The organism is Enterobacter sp. Ag1 (assembly GCA_000277545.1).
Lineage (GTDB): Bacteria > Pseudomonadota > Gammaproteobacteria > Enterobacterales > Enterobacteriaceae > Cedecea.
In genome coordinates this window covers 1-21042 of sequence record AKXM01000046.1, presented here as the reverse complement: position 1 = coordinate 21042, position 21042 = coordinate 1, and the positions used below count along the sequence as shown (strand labels likewise).

Here is a 21042-nt window from a genome sequence, read left to right as displayed (position 1 = left end):
CCGACTAAGATGTCGGCTTTTTTATCTGTTCTTTATCTGTACTTAGGCGTTTTCGGTCAGCCAGTTCACAACGATATCGTGGTGGTTGCTGGTTTTGAAATCGTCAAACACCTTTTCCACTTTACCGTCGCCGTCCAGCAGGAAGCTGATGCGGTGAATGCCGTCGTAGGTTTTACCCATAAAAGATTTCTCGCCCCACACGCCAAACTGATTGCAAACCTCGTGGTCTTCATCAGAAAGCAGGGTGAAGTTAAGCAGCTCTTTCTCGGCAAAACGGGAAAGTTTTTCCGGCTTGTCGGTGCTGATACCCAGCACTTCCACGCCACGCTTTTTCAACTCATCCATGTTGTCGCGCAAACCACATGCCTGCACGGTGCAGCCTGGTGTCATCGCTTTTGGATAGAAATAAACCAGAACTCTCTGTCCCTGGAAGTCGGTTAAATTTACTTGTTCGCCGTCCTGATCGGGCAAGCTAAATTTCGGTGCAATATCACCGGCTTTCAGTGGGCTCATCACTACTCTCCGTCTTTAATCATCTTGCTGTGGGTTAACCACGTTAATAGTGCCTTCTGCTTTCAGTTCTGTACATAGGGCTTTAAACGCTTGCTCGATAATTGTCGCATCCTGTGAACCGGGGCTGTGGGCCGTGATCTGAATATACAGACGTGGCCCCACGCCGTTTTCAGCGGGCTGAGTGCGGGAAACAAGCTCGGCAATGTTCATTTGATGGGTATCAAACAGATGGGTAAATCGCTCAATCAGGTGCGGCGAGTCTGCCACTTCAACCTGCACCCAAACCGTGGCCGGCGTGGCCGGTCTTTCCTGTGCGGTTGTGCGTTTCATCACAATTAACAGATCGAGTTCGGCGCCCTTTAGCGGCAGAGTGGATTCGATCAGGGTTATCGCGTTCCAGGTGCCGGAAAGCAGCATGATAAAGGTGAACTCTTCACCCAGCATCGCCAGCCGGCTGTCTTCGATATTACAGCCGCAGCTGCTTACGTGACGTGTGATGGTATTGACGATACCCGGACGGTCCGCCCCCAGGGCTGTGATAACCAAATAATGGTGTGATGAGGGTGTCAAACGTGTTCTTCCTGTCAATCGGTGAGATTCACATTAGGAAAGCATAAAAAAAGTATGCTGCCAACCGCTTAGCGCCTTCTGGCGGCTTGCTTTTGCTATGGCACCAAACGTAACATTGGAGAACATGTTTGCACAGAGGGTGGCTAATGTTTACGGGAAGTGTTGTCGCGATAATTACGCCGATGGATGAGAAAGGTAATGTCTGCCGGTCCAGCCTGAAAAAACTGATTGATTACCATGTCGCCAGCGGAACATCGGCGATTGTCTCGGTAGGGACTACCGGCGAATCGGCTACCTTAAGCCACGACGAACACGTCGACGTAGTGAAGCTTACCGTGGAACTGGCGGACGGGCGTATCCCGATCATTGCCGGTACCGGGGCTAACGCCACTTCCGAAGCGATTTCCCTGACGCATCACCTGCAGGACAGCGGCATTGTGGGCTGCCTGACGGTCACCCCGTATTACAACCGGCCTACTCAGGAAGGCCTGTTCCAGCACTTTAAAGCGATTGCTGAAAGCACCCATCTGCCGCAGATGCTGTACAACGTGCCGTCGCGTACCGGCTGTGACATGCTGCCGGAAACCGTTGGCCGCCTGGCGAAAATCAAAAATATTATCGGTATCAAAGAAGCCACCGGGAACTTAAGCCGCGTAAACCAGATCAAAGAGCTGGTTGAAGATGACTTCATCCTGGTGAGCGGCGATGACGCCAGCTCGCTGGACTTCATTCAGCTTGGCGGCCACGGCGTGATTTCCGTGACGGCAAACGTAGCCGCGCGTGAAATGGCAGAAATGTGTAAACTTGCCACCTCAGGGCAATTTGCACAGGCTCGCGAAATTAACCAGCGTCTGATGCCGCTGCACCATAAATTGTTTGTAGAACCTAACCCTATCCCGGTGAAATGGGCCGCGAGGGAGTTGGGTCTTGTGGCAACCGACACCTTACGCCTGCCGATGACGCCGCTGACCGACGCCAGTCGCCCGGTGATTATCAGCGCGCTTAAGCATGCCGGTCTGCTGTAAAGCTTAGGGAGATTTGATGGCTTACTCAGTACAGAAGTCGACGGTGGCAAAAGTTGCTGTTGTTTCGCTCGCCATGCTGTTAGCGGCGTGCAGTTCCGATCAGCGTTACAAGCGTCAGGTTAGCGGCGATGAGTCCTACCTGGATGCGACCCCACTTGCGGAAATCCACTCTCCGGCCGGGATGATCCTGCCGATTCAGAATGGCGACTACAACATTCCGGTCACCAACGGCAGCGGTGCTGTAGGCAAGCAGCTGGATATTCGCCCGCCGGCGCAGGCGCTGGCATTGGTGAACGGGGCTCGTACTCAGTTCACCGGTGATACCGCCACGCTGCAGGTTGAAGCTAACAAGGCAAGCGGCCTTTGGCCTCAGGTGGTCAGTATCCTGCAAGCCGGGAACTACGCTATTGCCCAGCGCAACGATGCCAGCCAGACCCTGACAACCGACTGGGTTCAGTGGAACCGCGCTGACGAAGACGTCCAGTATCGTGGCCGCTACCAGATTAGCGTGCAGCCTCAGGGCTACCAGCAGTCAGTCGTTGTTAAGCTGCTGAACCTGGAGCAGGGCGGCAAGCCGGTGGCGGATGCTTCATCTCTGCAGCGCTATAGCGCGCAAATGCTGAACATCATCAGTGCCGGTCTCGATAAGTCTGAAACGACCCGTCAGAATGCGCTGGACAACCGCAGCTCAGCGCAGCTTGACGTGCAGAGTGCCGCGGATGATACCGGGCTGCCAATGCTGGTCGTTCGTGCGCCGTTCAACGTCGTGTGGAACCGTCTGCCGGCCGCGCTTGAAAAAGTGGGCATGAAGGTCACCGATACAACCCGCTCTCAGGGCAATATCGCGGTAACCTACAAAGCGCTGTCTGACAGCAGCTGGAGTGATCTGGGGGCGAAAGATCCTGGGCTCACCAACGGCGACTATAAGCTGCAGGTTGGCGACCTCGATAACCGCAGCAGCCTGCAGTTCATCGATCCGAAAGGGCACCCGCTGACGCAGTCTCAGAACGATGCACTGGTCGCTGTCTTCCAGGCAGCATTCAGCAAGTAATACTCAAGGGCCGGTTAATTCCGGCCCTTGTTTTTTAAGCCTTATGTATTAACCCCCCTCGATTGCGCAAGCGATCGCTATACCTGGAGTAAGAAAGATGCAAAAGCAAGCTGAGTTGTATCGCGGCAAAGCGAAGACCGTTTACAGTACCGAAAATCCGGATCTGTTGGTGCTCGAATTCCGTAACGATACGTCAGCAGGTGACGGGGCGCGCATCGAGCAGTTCGACCGTAAAGGCATGGTAAACAACAAGTTTAACCATTTCATTATGGCCAAACTGGAAGAAGCGGGTATCCCGACCCAGATGGAAGCGCTGCTTTCTGACAACGAAGTGCTGGTGAAGAAACTCGACATGGTGCCGGTAGAGTGCGTGATTCGTAACCGCGCCGCGGGTTCACTGGTGAAGCGCCTTGGTATTGAAGAAGGTATTGAGCTGAACCCACCGCTGTTCGATCTGTTCCTGAAAAACGACGCCATGCATGACCCGATGGTCAATGAATCTTACTGCGAAACCTTTGGCTGGGTGAGCAAAGAGAATCTGGCCCGCATGCGTGAACTGAGCTACAAAGCTAACGACGTACTGAGCAAACTGTTTGATGACGCTGGCCTGATCCTCGTTGACTTCAAGCTGGAGTTTGGGCTGTTCAAAGGCGAAGTGGTGCTGGGTGACGAATTCTCCCCGGACGGCAGCCGCCTGTGGGACAAGCAAACGCTTGATAAAATGGACAAAGACCGTTTCCGCCAGAGTCTGGGTGGCCTGATTGAAGCGTACGAGGAAGTTGCTCACCGTCTCGGCGTTAAATTAGACTAACTACGCAATCGTTTACGTTGCGCAATGGGGTGCGTTTTTGCGCACCCTGTTTTTTCGCTGTCTGTTCTTATGGTAATCCTGCCGGTAACCACCTACGATCTATACTCTAAATAATTCAAGTTGTAGCACAAAACGCGTGGTCGTTTTGAACAGCGCTTGCGCTGGCCCCAAAGGGGTGAGGCCATAGTGCTGAATCACGCGGCAAGGCCGTGAGTCCTCAGGCGCATAGCTAACTATGTGACTGAGGTGAGCGGGTGCGGCCAACGCAGCTGCAGCTTGAAGTATGACGAGTATTCCATTACAGGTTGTGAATGAGGACGAGCGTATGCGTTGGCAAGGACGTCGCGAAAGCGACAATGTAGAAGACAGGCGCAATGACGCCTCTGGCCCTGGAATGAGCATGGGCGGCGGCGGTTTTCGCATCCCACGCGGAAAAGGCGGGCTGGTGCTGCTGGTCGTGGTCATTGTGGCAAGCTATTACGGCGTCGATCTTACTTCCTTCCTGTCCGGCGAGCCGCAGGTTTCTCAGCAGTCTTCCCAGCAGCGCTCCATCAGCCCGAAAGACGACGAAGCCGCCAAATTTACCTCGGTCATTTTGGCGACAACCGAAGATACATGGGGTGAAATTTTCCAGAAGATGGGGCGTACCTACCAGCAGCCTAAGCTGGTGATGTACCGCGGGGCAACGCGCACCGGCTGCGGTACCGGCCAGTCCGTGATGGGGCCGTTCTATTGCCCGGCGGACAGCACCGTTTATATCGACCTCTCCTTCTACGATGATATGCGCAACAAACTTGGGGCGGGCGGCGACTTTGCCCAGGGCTACGTCATTGCTCACGAAGTGGGGCATCACGTGCAGAAGCTGTTGGGTATTGAACCGAAAGTGCGCCAGCTACAGCAGAATGCTTCTCAGGCCGAAGCTAATCGCCTGTCGGTAAAAATGGAACTTCAGGCCGACTGCTTCGCCGGCGTCTGGGGCAACAGCATGCAGAAACAGCAGGTGCTTGATTCAGGTGACCTGAAAGAAGCGCTCAATGCTGCTGAAGCCATTGGGGACGACCGCCTGCAGCAGCAAAGCCAGGGCCGAGTGGTGCCGGACAGTTTTACCCACGGCACTTCCGAGCAGCGCTATACCTGGTTCAAACGGGGTTTTGACAGCGGCGATCCGGCCCAGTGCAACACCTTCGGCAATACGCTCCGTTAATCGATGACCGCAGCAACTTTCATCGCGCCGATGCAGCAGGCAACGGCGCATATGCGGCAGACGGGCATCCGCCGGCTGATGGTGCTGGCCGGTGATAGTCAGTGGAGCCGCGAGCAGGTTGCAACGCTGTCGACTTCTTTACCCGGAGACTGGCTGTGGGTTGGCTCTTCCCCTGAGTTGCCTTTGCATTGCGCGCCCTCGGCAGTGCGCAGCATGCTTGGGCGTGAGTTTCAGCATGCCGTTTTTGATGCCAGGCGAGGGCTGGATGCCGCCGCCTTCGCTGCACTTTCCGGGATGCTCAAAGCGGGCAGTTGGTTGCTGCTGTTGACGCCTGAGTGGTCGCGCTGGGCTTCGCTTCCGGATGAAGATTCCGGCCGCTGGAGCGATGCGCCACAGCCGATTCCGACCCCCCATTTTGTTTCCCATCTTCAGCGCTGCATACGGCAAGATTCAGAAGCCGTGCTGTGGCAGCAGCATGAATCATTCACCCTGAATCCTTTTGCTCACCGCCCGGTCTGGCAGCCCGCCAGCGGTGCGCCGGAGCAAGAGCAGGCCGCTATCCTTGATAATTTGTCCGGGATGGCGCGCGGCGTGGCGGTAGTAACGGCGGCCAGAGGCCGGGGGAAATCTGCGCTGGCGGGCATGCTCGTTGACCGGACACCAGGTGCTTGTCTCGTGACAGCGCCCGCGAAGGCTGCCACCGACGTGTTGGCAAGCTATGCGGGCGAATCATTTCAGTTTATGGCCCCGGACGCGCTGGCCGCAGAGCGTGAATTCGCGGCATATGACTGGCTGATTGTGGACGAGGCCGCCGCTATTCCGACCCCGCTGCTACGCCAGCTAATAGAGCGTTTCCCCCGCGTTTTACTGACCACGACGGTGCAGGGGTACGAGGGAACCGGGCGCGGATTTTTACTGAAATTCTGTGCGGCATTTCCGTCCCTCAAGCTTTTCACGCTGAATACGCCGATCCGCTGGGCGCCGAACGATCCGCTGGAGCAGGTGATTGACAAGATCATGCTTTTTGATGAGCCGGATCTGGCGCAATTCCCGCAAGGCAATCCCGTTTTACAGGTTGTTGAGCAGGCAGACTGGCTTAGTAACCCTGAGCAATTAAAGCAGATGTATCGGCTGCTTTCGGGCGCACATTACCGTACCTCGCCGCTCGACTGGCGGCGGATGCTTGATGCGCCCGGCCAGCATTTTATCGCGGCCATTATCAAAGAGCAGTGTGCAGGCGCTTTGTGGCTGGTTGAAGAAGGTGGACTCGATGCAACGCTAAGCCGTTGCGTGTGGGCCGGGTTCCGGCGCCCGAGAGGCAATCTGGTGGCACAATCGCTGGCGGCACATGGCGGAAGCCCATTGGCCGCTACGCTTCGCGGGCTGCGTATCAGCCGCATTGCGGTTCATCCTCTGCGTCAGCGCGAGCATATTGGTGCCAGCATGATTGAACATGCGCGGCAGGCGGTGAATCATCAATGTGATTATCTTTCGGTCAGCTTCGGCTATACCGATGAACTGTGGCGCTTCTGGCAACGCTGTGGTTTTGAGCTGGTGCGAATCGGAAGCCACAAAGAAGCCAGCAGCGGCTGCTACAGCGCTATGGCACTATTGCCTCTGAAGCCCGAAGGCAGGTTGCTGGCAGAAAATGAGCGGCGGCGGCTACGGCGAGACTGGCCGTGGCAAAAAGACTGGCTTGAATTGTCTTTGCCTCTTACCGCGGATTGTCCAACAGAACTGTTGGCCGAAGACTGGGAAGAGTTATCCGGTTTTGCCTTTGCCCATCGTCCATTGGAAGCCTGTCTGGGGACATTGAATCGCCTTTTGCTGGCGTCCGTTTTACCGCTGCATGCGCTTCGCGGGCGCCTGCAGCAACATGAAAGCAACGAGACGCTCAGCCAGCGGCTGGGGCTTCCCGGCAAAAAAGCCCTGCTTGCACTGATGCGTGAGGAAGCCCAAAGTGCGTTGGAAAATCTCGATCGGGATCGTACGGCGGAGCTGCACCACGGCATTATGCAATTGCAAAAATTCCACTAACTTGTTCAATGAAACGGCATGGTCATCCCCATGCAGCGGCGTATAGTTGTCTCCATTAACCAGGAGAAAACCATGAAACATGACCATTTTGTTGTCCAAAGCCCCGCAACGCCAGCCAGCCAGCTGGTACTGCTGTTCCACGGCGTAGGCGACACGGCTAAAGCCATGGGCGAAATCGGGAGCTGGTTTGCACCAGAATTTCCTGATGCTCTGGTGGTCAGTATTAGCGGGCCGAATCAAAGTGGCGCAGGTCGGGAGTGGTTTTCGGTGGCAGGCGTGACGGAAGAAAACCGTCAGCAGCGCGTGGATGCCGCGATGCCTGAGTTTATTGACGCCGTGCGTGACTGGCAGCGGCAAAGCGGCGTGCCGCCCACGGCGACGGCGCTGATTGGCTTCTCGCAGGGGGCTATTATGGCGCTGGAGAGCATTAAGGCTCAGCCGGGTCTTGCGGCTCGGGTCATTGCTTTTAGCGGGCGTTATGCGGAGCTGCCGCAGCAGGCCTCCACCAGCACCACAATCCATCTTATCCATGGCGACAACGACAAAGTGATCCACGCGACACACGCGGTGGATGCCGCCGAGAAGTTACTTAGCCTGGGCGGGGACGTGACGCTGGATTTGATTGACGATCTGGGGCATGCGATAGACGACCGCAGCATGAAGGCGGCGCTGGATCACCTGCGCTACACCGTGCCGAAGCACTATTTCGATGAGGCTTTGAGCGGCGGCGCGGCACCAAAAGATGATGATCTGATTGAGCTGCTGTAAATATCCGTCTCACTCCGGAATCGCCCGGAGTGAGACAGACTGCTATTTCTTCTTAGGCCAGTCGTCCTCGTCATCCCACTTATCGTTAAAATCACGATGCGGCGGAAGCTCAGGCTTGTCTGCCATGTACTTCTTCGGATCGATTCGGTTCAGGTCTTTAATGACGTTAATAAAAATCCCCAGCAATAACACCAGGACGATAATCCACCAGTAATGCGATAGCCATTCCATGCTGATACCTCTTCAGTTGACTGCCCGTCAGGCGACAAGCTGTTCCATAATGCGCTGATACATCCGGGCCAGCAGCTGCAGGTCGGCGGCGTTAACGCATTCATTGATTTTATGAATGGTGGCATTCACCGGCCCCAGCTCAACAACCTGAGCACCCATGCGGGCGATAAAGCGCCCGTCAGATGTACCGCCCGTGGTTAACAGCTGCGGTTTAATTTCATTATAGTGCTCAACGGCGTTCACTACCGCATCCACCAGCTTACCGCGTGACGTCAGGAACGGCAGGCCGGAAAGCCACCACTCGACGGTGTAGCGCAGTTCGTACTTATCCAGCAGGGCGACGACGCGCTGTTTGATGTCTTCATCGGTTAGCTCGGTGCTGAAGCGGAAGTTAAACTGCACAAACATATCGCCCGGAATAACGTTGTTGCTGCCAGTGCCGGCTTTAACGTTGGCAATCTGCATGCTGGTGGCCGGGAAGAACTCGTTGCCCTTATCCCACTCAATGCCCGTCAGCTCTGCCAGCATTGGCGCTGCGCGATGTACCGGGTTATCGGCCAGATGCGGGTAGGCAACGTGGCCCTGGACGCCGTGAATGGTCAGGTTACAGGTCAGGGAGCCGCGACGGCCATTTTTCACCACGTCGCCAACGACTTCGGTACTGGACGGCTCGCCAACCAGGCAGTAATCCAGACGCTCGCGGCGCGCCATCAGCGCTTCAACAACCTTCACGGTGCCGTTGGTTGCGCTGGCTTCTTCGTCGGAGGTAATCAGGAATGCCAGACGGCCTTTATGATTGGGGTGCTGGGCGACAAAACGTTCAGCCGCTACCACCATCGCCGCCAGCGAACCTTTCATGTCCGCCGCGCCACGACCAAACAGCATTCCGTCGCGAATCGTGGGCTCAAACGGCGGGTTAATCCAACGGTCGGCATCCCCTGATGGCACCACGTCGGTGTGCCCGGCAAACGCCAGCGTCTCCCCCTGCCCACGCCAGGCCCAGAAGTTCTGGGTGTCGCCAAAATCCATGTGTTCAACGGTAAAACCAATCGCGCGCAGGCGCTCAATCAGCAGCGCCTGGCAACCGGCATCATCGGGGCTCAGGGAAGGACGACGAATAAGCTGTTGCGTCAGCTCAATAACCGGGCAGGACATAGGACTATACCTCGTTGATAAACTGCTGATAATGAGTTTCGTTGAAACCCAGCAGCATAGGCTGACCGGGCGCGCAGAGCAATGGGCGTTTGATGATTGCCGGCATCTCCAGCATCAGCGCCGCCGCGCTTTGTGCGTCATTAATGGATGCGCGATGGGCCTCATCCAGCTTGCGCCAGGTTGTGCCCCGCGTATTTAGCAGCGCTTCCCAACCAAGCTCAGAGATAAAACTGTTCAGCAGCGTGGCATCCAGCCCGTCAGCTCGATAGTCGTGAAACTGGTAATCCACGCCCTGAGCTTCTAAAAAGCGGCGCGCCTTTTTGATGGTGTCGCAATTTTTAATGCCGTACATGGTGATCATAGTGGCGGTCGGTTCCGTTTTAGTTTGCCATAGGGCGACCATTCTGCCGCAGGTGAGGGGAATTATCGAGCCGCGATTCAGTGCTAAACCGTTATTCTGCTAACGATATATTTGTGATGGTGCTCAATAGTTGACCGCTCAAAAAAGGTTCAACTGCAGGATATATCCGCGTATACTTGCGCCAACATCAAGAGAGGCGGTTATGATCGAGCACGAATTAGGGCAGTGGAAAGACTTCATCGAAGGTATGTTGCGCAAATAAGCGTTCCGGCATAAAAAGCAACGGCGCGATATTCTGGTACTGAATACTCTGCGAACATCAGCAAAAAGGCGACCTGAAAAGGCCGCCTTTTTTGTGGCTTATTGCCCGAGAGTTTAGTCGTGGTGCTCTTTGAGCGGGAAGCGTCTGCGCACCAGGACGAAGAACAGCGGCACAAAGAAGATGGCCAGCACGGTGGCGGAGATCATCCCGCCCATCACGCCGGTGCCTACCGCATGCTGGCTGCCGGAGCCTGCCCCGGTGCTGGTCGCCATCGGCAGAACCCCGAAAATAAACGCCAGGGACGTCATTAATATCGGGCGCAGTCGCTGGCGGCAGGCCTCAAGCGTGGCGGCAACCAGGTCCTGGCCTTTGGCGTTCAGGTCGTTGGCAAATTCGACGATTAAAATGGCGTTTTTCGCCGAAAGGCCGATCACCGTTAGCAGCCCGACCTGGAAGTAAACGTCATTCTCAAGGCCTCGCATCCAGGTGGCGAGCAGGGCGCCAATCACCCCAAGCGGTACCACCAGCATGACAGAGAACGGCACGGACCAGCTCTCGTACAGCGCCGCAAGGCACAGGAATACGACCAGCAATGAAATGGCGTACAGGGCAGGTGCCTGCGCGCCGGAGAGGCGTTCCTGGTAGGACATGCCCGTCCACTCGAGACCAAAGCCGTTCGGCAGCTTGCTGACCAGATCTTCCATAATGTCCATGGCGGTACCGGTACTTAACCCAGGTGCCGCTTCCCCGACAATTTCCAGCGCGGAATAGCCGTTGTATCGCTCCAGGCGAGGCGAGCCTGTTTCCCACCGGGAAGTGGCAAAGGCGGAGAACGGCACCATGCCGCCTGTTTTATTACGCACGTACCAGCTATTGATATCGTCCGGCAGCATGCGGTACTTGGCCGCAGCCTGGACATACACTTTCTTCACGCGCCCGCGATCCATAAAGTCATTCACATAGCTTGAGCCCCAGGCCGTTTGCAGGGTGTTGTTGATATCATCGATGGAGACGCCCAGCGCCTGAGCCTTACGCTGGTCGATATCGATTTGCAGCTGCGGGCTGTCGTCCAGGCCGTTGTGGCGCACTCGCGTGAGCTGCGGGTTATTGCCGGCCATTTCCAACAGCTGGTCACGCGCCTGCATGAGCGCATCGTGCCCCGCGCCGGCATGATCCTGCAGCTCCATATCAAAGCCTGCGGCGTTGCCCAAACCGTTAATCGCTGGCGGGCTGCTGGCAATGACGCGCGCTTCTTTGATCTTATTAAAGGCTTTGGTGGCCCGTTCAATGATGGCAAACGAACTGCCGTCGGCGCTGCGTTCGTCCCAGTCCTTCAGGCGAATAAACATGCGCGCCACGTTTTGCCCGTTCCCGCCCGGGCCTGCGCCAATGGTGGAGAACACCGACACGACGTTGTCTTTCTCTTTGGTGAGGTAATACTGCTCCACCTGCTGCACCACTTTGGTTGTCTGCTGCTGCGTTGCGCCGCTCGGAAGCTGTACTGACGTGGTGAACACGCCGCGGTCTTCCTGGGGCAGGAATGACGTCGGCAGTTTGAGGAACAGGAACACCATGCCGCCAAGCAGCAGGGCATAAATCAGCATCCAGCGTAGGCTACGGGAGAGGATTCTTGCCACGCCGTTTTCGTAGCGTTCGGCACTGCGGTTGAAGGTGCGGTTAAACCAGCCAAAGAAGCCTTTCTGGCCGTGATGCTCACCTTTATGCAGCGGCTTAAGAATGGTTGCACACAGGGCTGGGGTGAGGATCATCGCCACCAGCACCGAGAGCACCATGGCGGCGACGATAGTGACCGAGAACTGGCGGTAAATCGCCCCGGTTGTGCCGCCAAAGAACGCCATCGGCACGAACACGGCGGAGAGCACCATGGCGATGCCGACCAGCGCTCCCTGGATTTGGCCCATGGATTTGCGTGTCGCCTCCCGAGGGGAGAGGCCTTCCTCGCTCATAATTCGCTCGACGTTTTCTACCACCACGATGGCGTCATCCACCAGCAGGCCGATAGCCAGCACGGTGGCGAACATCGTCAGCGTGTTAATGCTGTAGCCGAAGACATACAGCACGGCAAAGGTGCCGAGCAGCACCACCGGTACGGCAATCGTCGGGATAAGCGTGGCGCGGAAGTTTTGCAGGAACAGGTACATCACCAGGAACACCAGCAGAATCGCTTCCAGCAGCGTTTTCACCACGTCGGTGATTGAGGCTTTAACGAACGGGGAGGTTTCGTAGGCGATTTTAGCTTCCAGACCGTGTGGGAAAAACTGCGAAAGCTCTTCGATCTTGGCGCGGGCCAGCTTGTCGGTTTCCATTTCGTTGGCACCGGAAGCCAGCTTAATGCCAAGCCCGGAAGCGGGCTGCCCGTTGTAGGTGCTCAGGAAGTCATATTTCTCCGCCCCCATCTCAACGTCCGCCACATCCCCCAGCGTGACCAGCGAACCGTCCTGATTCACCCTCAGCGTAATGTCTTTGAACTGCTGCGGTGTTTGCAGGAGCGACTGGGCATTGATGGTGGCGTTCAGCGCCTGTTTGTCCAGCGACGGCGTGCCGCCAAGCTGGCCCACGGCAATTTGCGCATTCTGGGATTTGATGGCGGTGACCACGTCCTGGGTGGTCATCTGGTAGTTGATGAGCTTATTCGGGTCGAGCCAGATACGCATGGAATACTGCGAGCCGTAAGCATCGACGCTGCCGACGCCGTTCACGCGGCTCATCGGGTCCTGTACGTTACTGGCCACGTAGTCAGCGATGTCCTGCTTATCCATGCTGCCGTCGGTGGAAACAAAGGCCACCATCAGAATATTGGTGTCACCGGTCTTGTTCACCGTGACGCCCTGAGTCTGCACGTCCTGCGGCAGCTTTCTTACCGCAGACTGCAGCTGGTTTTGCACCTGCTGTACCGCAGAGTCCGGGTCCGTCCCGGCCTTAAAGCTCAGGGTAATGGTGGCCTGACCGGCGCTGCTGCTTTGGGACGACATGTACATCATGTTGTCCAGGCCGGTCATGCTTTGCTCTATCACCTGCGTGACGGTGTTTTCCAGGGTTTGCGCGGAAGCGCCTGGATAGTTGGCGGTGATCCTTACGTTGGGTGGCGCAAGATCGGGATATTGTTCGACGGGCAGTGAAAAAATAGCCAGTGCCCCGGTCAGGCAAAGTAAAATTGCCAGCACCCAGGCAAAAATGGGGCGAGAAATGAAAAAATTCGCCATGCGGTCAGGACCCCTTAAAAGCTTCTAATTGTTATCAATAACCGCATCACTGTAGCTTTAACCGCTTAGTCAAACGTGGAGAAATCTAGGAGATAGTGTAAATATGCTATGGAATTGGCAGGATTTGTAACCATACCGTTTATTGGGTCGTTTTAACCCCGGCTTTCCAAAAATAATACCGTGGCCGCGACGCGTGACCTTACCTGCAGCTTACGAAGCAGGTTACGGATATGCACTTTTACCGTCTCTTCTGAAATATGCAGCCCGCTGGCAATTTGCTTATTTGACAGCCCACGGGCCACCTCTGACAGCACGTCCAGCTCACGCTCAGTGAGAATAGCAAACGGATCGCTGCTCTGCCGCTCACTCCCACGGTTGGTAATATACTCGCGTACCTGCTCGCTAAATGCTTTTTCACCCGTCAGGCAGCGGTGAATGTCCTGCAATAAAACCTCCGGATCGCTGTCTTTCAGCAGGTAACCATCGGCCCCGGCATCAATCAGCGTAAAGATATCGCTGCGGGCGTCGGACACGGTCAGGATAACCACGCGGGCGCTGATCCCGTCCCGGCGCAGGGCGTTGAGCGTATCGAGGCCGCTCAGGCCCTTCATGTTCAGGTCGAGCAGAATCAAATCCGGCGACAGGCGATTCGCTAAACTGATGGCCTCCGCACCGCTGCTGGCCTCACCGACGACCGTAAACGTGCTGTCCAGCTCAAGCAACTGGCGCACTCCGCGCCGCATCAGCGGGTGATCGTCCACGATTAAAACCTGGTATACCGTTTTCTCAGACATTGCTAACTCCTGACTAAAGCTAATTATTGTTATGGCTCCCGGCGTCAGCCGGAGGCGCAGAGGTAAAGTGGACTTCTACTCGCGTTCCGCCCTCTGGCGGACGGGATATTGTCAGCTGGCCGCCAAGTCGGCCTGCGCGTTCGTGCATGATATTCAGCCCGTAGTGACCTTCCGGCTCTTCAAGGCTGGCGATCCCGTGCCCGTTGTCAAATACCGAAGCGAAATGCTCGCCGCCGCTTTCTGAGCGGCAAACCACCTCAATATGGCTCGCATTGGCGTGTTTAATCGCATTCAGTACCGCCTCCCGGATGATTTGCAGCAGGTGGATTTGCTGCGAAGCGTCCAGAACCTGAGTCGGCATGCTGCATTTCAGGCTGATGTCTGCCTGGGTTTGCTCGCGCAGCGGTTCAAGCAGCTCCTGCAGCGCGGCGGGTAAATCTGCCTGCTGCAGCGTCAGGCGGAAGGTGGTGAGCAGCTCACGTAGCTGGCGATAGGCGTCGTTTAAGGCCTGGGAAAAATCCCCGACAATTCGCTGTGCGGGCAGGTTTTCCTCGGGCACCGCGCGCTTGAGCAGCGTCAGTTGGATACGAAGATATGAGAGCACCTGGGCCAGAGAGTCATGCAGCTCGCGGGCAATCGTAGCCCGTTCCTCCATTAACAGCAGTTGCTGGTAGTGTTTTTGTGCCTGATTAAAGTACACACCTCGCCCCAGCATGGTGGCCACGCTTTTCATCAGCTGTTGGGAAGGGGCTTTATCCGGTGACTGCCAGCGCAGCGTGCCAAAAGCGCTGTCCTGCTGAACCAGCGGCAGCGTATGCCATTTTTCGTCCGGGACCGGGGAGCCTTCCGTCAGCCGCCAGTTTTCACCCACCTGCATTTCCAGGGCGCTGATCGCCTCATGCTGGTGGATGATTTGCAGGATCTGCATGAAGCAGTCGCGATTGATGGTGCTGACGTTCAGCGCCTGGGAGCAGCTGTACAGCACTTCGAGCATGCGGTTGGCTTCCTGCAGGCGCAGGGTCTTTTGCTCCACCTGCTGCTCTAAGGAACGATAAAGTTTTTGCAGCTCATCTGCCATGCGGATAAAAGCCTGTGCCAGGGCGCCCAGCTCATTGGGCAGAGAGCGGTCAAGGTTCGGGAGGGTAAATTCGCCGCGCTCAATAGCTTTACTCGCTTCCACCATGGTATTGAGCGGCATGACCACCTGCTGGAGGATGCGGCGCAAAGTGAAGAATACCAGGGTAAAAATAGCGATAAAACCGACCACCGAAGCCGCGACAACCTGCATCATTTTTCGCTCGGCATAATGCTGCAGCGCCAGCACAAACAGGTCGATTTGTTCCACGTAGGCGGCAATGTTATAGCGGTACCAGTCGATGTCTTCGTTCTGAATATGCTGTTGCATTTGCTGCCAGGCCTGCTGCAGAGCGTTATAGCGGGCTTGCACCTCAGCAGGCACCCAAAACCGGTTAAGCTGCAGCAATGTTGGGGCGTTCAGCGACTGTTGAAACTGCTGTAAATGTGCCGCAATAGCCCTGGGGTTACTCTGAAGATCGTAGCCCAGACGGTAGCTCTGCATACGCAGCGAGCCCGCAATGTTCACTGCTTCTGCGTCTTTCAGGCTGCTGGCGAGCGTCAGCATCGCGATGCCGGTGGAAAGCAATGACAGCAAAACAATCGAAAAGAAAGCGCGGGCAAGGCTGGTGGAGACCGAGCGTTTGACTGTCACGGGGGAATAACCCTTTAAAGTATGCGGTGGAGCGAAACCTACCAGAATCTGCCTGAGACGCAAACGCCTGGCGGTGACTTTTTCGCCCCAGCGCGAAAAATGCAGCCGTATTTAACGCAAGCTTTGCGACAGCATAACGTCTGTCTTACATCTGCTGATTCCTCCCCGTCACGCCGAAACCGTGCACCTCTTTGATCCGACAACGGCATTTACCCCTTTATGGGGATGCTTTTGTAACCCCTCGTCACATACCTTAAGTGCCGTAAAAACCGCAGAGAATACGCGGATAAAAAGAATGACGTTTCTACCCGGTGTCGACCTGGCCGGGTATTTTGAGCAAGGATCTGCCCAATGGCTAAACTGACCCGTCGCGGCCTGCTGACCGGGGGCTGGCACAGTTCTACTCCCGCTGTTCGCCCTCCATGGAGCGGTGATGAAAACCATTTTCTTCTGGACTGCACGCGCTGCGATAGCTGCGTGACCGCCTGTCAGAGCCGGGTGCTTCGCCGTGGCCAGGGCGGCTACCCCGAAATCGACTTTAGCCGGGGCGAGTGCACTTTCTGCTACGCGTGCGCGGACGCCTGCCCTCAGCGGCTTTTTGCCCCGCAATCAGCGCAACCCTGGGCACTGACTTTACAGCTCGCCGAAACCTGTCTGGCCTGGCATCAGGTGGAATGTCGCAGCTGCGAAGATGCCTGTGAACCGCAGGCCATCCGGTTCATCCCCACTCTGCAGGACGTTTCCCGTCCACAGATTTCTTTGTCTGCCTGTCACGGCTGCGGCGCTTGTGTTGCCGGGTGCCCAACGTCAGCCATCACCCTGAGGCCACAAAATGCACACTGACTGGCACGTATGCGGCCTGGTGGTTCAGGCCAGACCTGAACATGTTGCTGCCGTACGCAGCGCGATCAACTCGCTGCCCGGCAGCGAGGTTGCGGTTGACGATATCGACAGCGGCAAACTTGCGGTGGTTATTGAAGCCGCCGAAAGCAACATGCTGCTGGAACAAATTGAGCGGGCACGCAATATCTCCGGCGTGCTGGCGGTGTCGCTGGTTTATCACCAGCAGAATGAACAAGGTGAGGAAGCACCATGAAACTCAGTCGTCGTAGCTTTATGAAAGCGAATGCCGTTGCCGCAGCTGCCGCGGCGGCGGGCCTCAGCGCACCGGGCGTGGCTCGTGCGGTGGTCGGCAAACCCGATGCCATTAAATGGGACAAAGCGCCGTGCCGCTTCTGCGGTACCGGCTGCGGCGTGCTGGTGGGGACCCAAAATGGCCGCGTCGTCGCAAGCCAGGGCGACCCGGAAGCGCCGGTCAACCGAGGGCTGAATTGCATTAAGGGCTACTTCCTGCCAAAGATCATGTACGGAAAAGATCGTCTCACCCAGCCGCTGCTGCGCATGAAAGACGGGCAGTACCACAAAGAGGGCGAGTTCCAGCCGGTAAGCTGGGAAAAAGCCTTCGACGTGATGGAAGATAAATTTAAGAACACCCTGAAAGAGAAAGGCCCGGACGGTATCGGCATGTTTGGCTCCGGCCAGTGGACGGTGTGGGAAGGCTACGCCGCCGCGAAGCTGTTCAAGGCAGGCTTCCGTTCGAACAACATCGATCCGAACGCGCGTCACTGCATGGCGTCTGCCGTCGTGGGCTTTATGCGCACCTTCGGCATGGATGAGCCGATGGGCTGCTATGACGATATTGAGCAGGCGGACGCCTTTGTGCTTTGGGGCTCCAACATGGCGGAGATGCATCCGGTGCTCTGGTCACGCATCGCTAACCGCCGCCTGACCGATGAAAACGTCAAGGTTGCCGTGCTTTCGACCTTCCAGCACCGCAGCTTCGAGCTGGCGGACAACGGTATGGTCTTCACGCCGCAAAGCGATCTGGCGATCCTGAACTACATCGCCAACTACATCATTCAGAACAACGCGGTGAACGAGTCGTTCTTTAAGCAGCACGTTAACCTGCGCCGTGGCGTGACGGATATTGGCTATGGGCTGCGCCCGACGCACCCGCTGGAAAAGGCCGCGAAGAATCCGGGATCTGACGCTTCCGAGCCGATGAGCTTCGACGAATACAAAACGTTTGTCGCCGAGTACACGCTGGAGAAAACCGCTGTAATGAGCGGGGTGCCGAAAGACCAGCTTGAAGCGCTCGCGAAGCTCTACGCTGACCCGAATAAAAAAGTGATTTCCTACTGGACGATGGGCTTTAACCAGCACGTGCGCGGCGTCTGGGCGAATAACCTGGTTTACAACCTGCATCTTCTGACCGGGAAAATCTCTCAGCCAGGCTGCGGGCCATTCTCGCTGACGGGGCAGCCGTCCGCCTGCGGCACCGCGCGTGAAGTGGGCACTTTTGCACACCGCTTACCGGCAGACATGGTCGTCACCAACGAAAAGCACCGGGAGATCGTCGAAAAAACCTGGCAGCTGCCCGCCGGCACTATCCCAGCCAAAGTAGGTTTGCACGCAGTGGCGCAGGACAGGGCGCTGAAAGATGGCAAGCTCAACGTGTACTGGGTGATGTGCAACAACAACATGCAGGCCGGGCCGAATATCACCGAAGAGCGTATGCCGGGCTGGCGCGATCCGCGTAATTTCATCATCGTCTCCGATCCTTATCCGACCATCAGTGCGTTAACGGCGGACCTGATCCTGCCGACGGCAATGTGGGTTGAGAAAGAGGGCGCCTACGGTAACGCCGAGCGCCGTACGCAGTTCTGGCGTCAGCAGGTGAGCGCGCCGGGCGAGGCGAAGTCCGATCTCTGGCAACTTGTGACCTTCGCGAAACGCTTCAAGGTCGAGGATGTCTGGCCTGCTGAGCTTCTCGAGAAAAAACCAGAATACCGGGGCAAAACCCTGTTCGACGTGCTGTTTGCCAGCGATGTGGTCCGCAAGTTCCCGGTGACCGAACTGGCAGCAGAGCAGCTAAACGACGAATCCCGCGAGCTGGGCTTCTACCTGCAAAAAGGCCTGTTTGAGGAATACGCCAGCTTTGGCCGCGGGCACGGGCACGATCTGGCCCCGTTTGACGAGTATCACAAAGCCCGGGGCTTACGCTGGCCGGTGGTCGACGGGAAAGAAACCCAGTGGCGCTACAGCGAGGGCCACGACCCGTACGTTAAGGCCGGGGAAGGCTTCAAGTTCTACGGTAAACCGGACGGGAAAGCGGTGATCTTCGCGCTGCCGTTCGAGCCGGCGGCAGAAGCCCCGGACCAGGAGTACGACCTGTGGCTATCTACCGGGCGTGTGCTCGAGCACTGGCATACCGGCAGCATGACGCGCCGCGTGCCGGAGCTGCATCGTGCCTTCCCCGAGGCCGTCACGTTTGTGCATCCGCTGGATGCCCAGGCGCGCGGTCTGCGCCGTGGCGACAAAGTGAAGGTGATTTCTCGCCGTGGTGAAGTGGTTTCCATCGTCGAAACCCGTGGCCGCAATAAGCCGCCCCGAGGCCTGGTCTACATGCCGTTCTTCGACGCCGCGCAGCTTGTGAATAACCTGACGCTCGACGCCACCGACCCGCTCTCCAAAGAGGCGGATTTCAAGAAGTGCTCCGTAAAGCTGGCGAAGGTGTAACGCGCAATGCCCTTCGGTCGCGGCATCGCTAAGTGTCCGGAGGGTGTTTTCAGAATAACAATTCGATGGAGCCTGGGAGCTAAATCATGAATAACCAAGGCCTGATGAAGGCGTTGTTTCAATGGGGAGCGGCATTCACTCTGGTTGTCAGCGGTGCGCTTTGGGCGGCAACTGACGTGGATCTTAAGCAATCGCCTGAAGTGTCCGGCACCCCGGAAGGGGCTGTGCTGATGCCAAAGCAGCAGCAGCGGATGGCGCTGAACTACGTTAACCAGCCGCCGATGATCCCGCATAGCGTGGACGGCTACCAGGTCACGACGACCAGTAACCGCTGCCTGCAGTGCCACGGCGTTGAAAGTTACCGCACCACGGGGGCTCCGCGCGTCAGCCCAACGCACTTTATGGATAGCGACGGCAAGGTGCTTTCGAACGTGGCGCCTCGCCGCTATTTCTGCCTGCAATGCCACGTGCCCCAGGCGGATGTTGCCCCGATTGTTGAAAATACCTTCGAGCCATCTAAAGGGTTTGGGAAATAAGTTATGGATAAATCAACTCGTCAACCCGGCATCATTAAACGCGTGTGGCAGTGGTGGCGCAGGCCGAGTCGGTTAGCGCTAGGCACGTTGCTGCTGATTGGCTTTGCTGCCGGGATAATTTTTTGGGGCGGTTTCAACACCGGGATGGAAATGTCCAACCGCGAAGAGTTCTGCATCGGCTGCCATGAAATGCGCAATAACGTGTATGAGGAATACATGGGCACGGTGCATTACAACAACCGCAGTGGCGTGCGTGCGACTTGCCCGGATTGCCATGTGCCGCACGAATGGGTGCCGAAAATGATCCGTAAAATTCAGGCCAGCAAGGAGCTGTACGCTAAGGCCTTTGGGCTGATAGACACGCCGCAGAAGTTTGACGATCACCGCCTGGCGATGGCGCAAAACGAGTGGCGGCGGATGAAAAACAATAACTCCCAGGAGTGTCGAAACTGCCATAACTTCGACTATATGGATTTCACCGCGCAGAAAACCGTGGCGGCCAAAATGCACGATGAGGCGATCAAAGACGGAAAAACCTGTATTGATTGCCATAAAGGCATAGCGCATAAGCTGCCGGATATGCGAGAGGTTGAGGCGGGGTTTTGATCGAGTCAGAGGACCTGATGAGGGTTGCTTATGAAGGATCAGCTAAGGTCCCGTTCACTTCCAAACCTGTTTAATATGTCACCATCGAATTAGTGAACGGCTCAGGGGAGTCACCGTCACTCCCCCGAGACCCCGGACTCCCGGCCAAATAAATCGACCGCTGAAGCGGCAGACCTCCGTTTTATCTCCCAGTCCTGGGTCGACTGAGATGCGCTCCCGACGCTCTCAGCCTCCGGCCGTTCCCGACGCCCGGACCCTGGCCAGTCGGAGAGAAAACGGAGGCGATTTAAGCCGGAACCGAGCCTCGCTTTAAGCTCAAAGCAACGCTGAACGCAACAGTCGCTGCAAGTCACACCGCCACGCCCTTGTCCCCGGCTCTCATCGCCCCAGGCTATGACCCAACTCAGGCGGGGTTGAGCTGTCGGGAACAGCGAAAGAGAGCGATCGTCGGGAACGAATCGCGAACGACCCCGAATGTTTGGGTGATGGCCGGTGGGTTTACCGCTTCAGCGGCGATGAGCTCGCCGGGCGCCGGGGGTTGTCAGGGGGCATGGCGTTGTATGAACTGGCACATAGGTAACACTTT

Annotated in this window: 20 protein-coding genes; 12 read left to right on the top strand and 8 right to left on the bottom strand. The window is 56.8% G+C overall.

Annotation, left to right across the window (positions count from 1 at the left end):
• Positions 1–42: 42 nt before the first annotated feature.
• Positions 43–513, bottom strand: coding sequence for a thioredoxin-dependent thiol peroxidase (bcp, locus tag A936_RS17735; protein ID WP_008460197.1), 471 nt, complete (start codon positions 511–513; stop codon positions 43–45).
• A 15-nt stretch (positions 514–528) separates the two neighbouring features.
• A complete protein-coding gene (locus A936_RS17730; RefSeq protein ID WP_008460196.1) occupies positions 529–1083 on the bottom strand; it encodes a glycine cleavage system transcriptional repressor in 555 nt (184 codons plus the stop codon).
• Between the two features lie 146 nt (positions 1084–1229).
• On the opposite strand from A936_RS17730, the gene dapA reads away from it, so the two are divergent.
• The 6 genes from dapA (at position 1230) to ypfH (ending at position 7979) form a co-directional block, all read left to right on the top strand.
• Complete coding sequence (gene dapA / locus A936_RS17725) at positions 1230–2108, top strand: 4-hydroxy-tetrahydrodipicolinate synthase (RefSeq protein ID WP_008460195.1); 879 nt, start codon at positions 1230–1232, stop codon at positions 2106–2108.
• A gap of 16 nt (positions 2109–2124) precedes the next feature.
• On the top strand, positions 2125–3159 hold the full coding sequence (bamC, locus tag A936_RS17720; protein WP_008460194.1) for an outer membrane protein assembly factor BamC: 1035 nt from the start codon (positions 2125–2127) through the stop codon (positions 3157–3159).
• Positions 3160–3256: 97 nt separating this feature from the next.
• Positions 3257–3970 carry a phosphoribosylaminoimidazolesuccinocarboxamide synthase gene (purC, locus tag A936_RS17715; RefSeq protein ID WP_008460193.1) on the top strand — a complete coding sequence of 238 codons (714 nt, stop codon included), beginning with the start codon at positions 3257–3259 and terminating at the stop codon, positions 3968–3970.
• A gap of 325 nt (positions 3971–4295) precedes the next feature.
• A complete protein-coding gene (ypfJ, locus tag A936_RS17710) occupies positions 4296–5174 on the top strand; it encodes a KPN_02809 family neutral zinc metallopeptidase (protein WP_034809797.1) in 879 nt (292 codons plus the stop codon).
• A gap of 3 nt (positions 5175–5177) precedes the next feature.
• Positions 5178–7211, top strand: coding sequence for a tRNA(Met) cytidine acetyltransferase TmcA domain-containing protein (locus A936_RS17705; protein ID WP_034809794.1), 2034 nt, complete (start codon positions 5178–5180; stop codon positions 7209–7211).
• 72 nt (positions 7212–7283) lie between these two features.
• Positions 7284–7979: an esterase gene (ypfH, locus tag A936_RS17700; protein ID WP_008460190.1), complete on the top strand. Its 696-nt coding sequence runs from the start codon at positions 7284–7286 to the stop codon at positions 7977–7979.
• A gap of 42 nt (positions 7980–8021) precedes the next feature.
• Here ypfH and A936_RS17695 read toward each other — a convergent pair whose 3' ends face one another.
• Genes A936_RS17695 through A936_RS17685 form a run of 3 tightly spaced genes read right to left on the bottom strand, consistent with a single transcriptional unit; the run spans position 8022 to position 9726 of the window.
• Complete coding sequence (locus A936_RS17695; protein WP_008460189.1) at positions 8022–8210, bottom strand: YpfN family protein; 189 nt, start codon at positions 8208–8210, stop codon at positions 8022–8024.
• A gap of 27 nt (positions 8211–8237) precedes the next feature.
• Entirely contained in the window at positions 8238–9365 is a 1128-nt protein-coding gene (gene dapE / locus A936_RS17690) for a succinyl-diaminopimelate desuccinylase (RefSeq protein WP_008460188.1), read from the bottom strand.
• A 4-nt stretch (positions 9366–9369) separates the two neighbouring features.
• Positions 9370–9726: an ArsC family reductase gene (locus A936_RS17685; protein WP_008460187.1), complete on the bottom strand. Its 357-nt coding sequence runs from the start codon at positions 9724–9726 to the stop codon at positions 9370–9372.
• 202 nt (positions 9727–9928) lie between these two features.
• Between A936_RS17685 and ypfM the strand changes: the two genes are divergently transcribed.
• Complete coding sequence (gene ypfM / locus A936_RS23520) at positions 9929–9988, top strand: protein YpfM (RefSeq protein WP_139827443.1); 60 nt, start codon at positions 9929–9931, stop codon at positions 9986–9988.
• Positions 9989–10101: 113 nt separating this feature from the next.
• Here ypfM and acrD read toward each other — a convergent pair whose 3' ends face one another.
• The 3 genes from acrD to narQ form a co-directional block, all read right to left on the bottom strand.
• Entirely contained in the window at positions 10102–13212 is a 3111-nt protein-coding gene (gene acrD, locus A936_RS17680; protein ID WP_008460186.1) for a multidrug efflux RND transporter permease AcrD, read from the bottom strand.
• 152 nt (positions 13213–13364) lie between these two features.
• Positions 13365–14006, bottom strand: a complete 642-nt coding sequence (gene narP, locus A936_RS17675) for a nitrate/nitrite response regulator protein NarP (protein ID WP_008460183.1) — start codon at positions 14004–14006, stop codon at positions 13365–13367.
• Positions 14007–14025: 19 nt separating this feature from the next.
• Entirely contained in the window at positions 14026–15735 is a 1710-nt protein-coding gene (gene narQ, locus A936_RS17670; RefSeq protein WP_008460181.1) for a nitrate/nitrite two-component system sensor histidine kinase NarQ, read from the bottom strand.
• A 351-nt stretch (positions 15736–16086) separates the two neighbouring features.
• Between narQ and napF the strand changes: the two genes are divergently transcribed.
• The 5 genes from napF to napC all read left to right on the top strand — a co-directional run bounded on the left by napF (position 16087) and on the right by napC (position 20456).
• Positions 16087–16578 carry a ferredoxin-type protein NapF gene (gene napF, locus A936_RS17665; RefSeq protein WP_008460180.1) on the top strand — a complete coding sequence of 164 codons (492 nt, stop codon included), beginning with the start codon at positions 16087–16089 and terminating at the stop codon, positions 16576–16578.
• Positions 16568–16831, top strand: coding sequence for a chaperone NapD (napD, locus tag A936_RS17660; RefSeq protein WP_008460179.1), 264 nt, complete (start codon positions 16568–16570; stop codon positions 16829–16831). Before napF ends, napD begins: the two co-directional genes overlap by 11 nt.
• Positions 16828–19314, top strand: a complete 2487-nt coding sequence (gene napA, locus A936_RS17655) for a nitrate reductase catalytic subunit NapA (RefSeq protein ID WP_008460177.1) — start codon at positions 16828–16830, stop codon at positions 19312–19314. Before napD ends, napA begins: the two co-directional genes overlap by 4 nt.
• A gap of 86 nt (positions 19315–19400) precedes the next feature.
• Positions 19401–19850, top strand: a complete 450-nt coding sequence (napB, locus tag A936_RS23335) for a nitrate reductase cytochrome c-type subunit (RefSeq protein WP_008460176.1) — start codon at positions 19401–19403, stop codon at positions 19848–19850.
• 3 nt (positions 19851–19853) lie between these two features.
• Positions 19854–20456: a cytochrome c-type protein NapC gene (gene napC, locus A936_RS23330; protein ID WP_008460173.1), complete on the top strand. Its 603-nt coding sequence runs from the start codon at positions 19854–19856 to the stop codon at positions 20454–20456.
• Positions 20457–21042 lie beyond the last annotated feature (586 nt).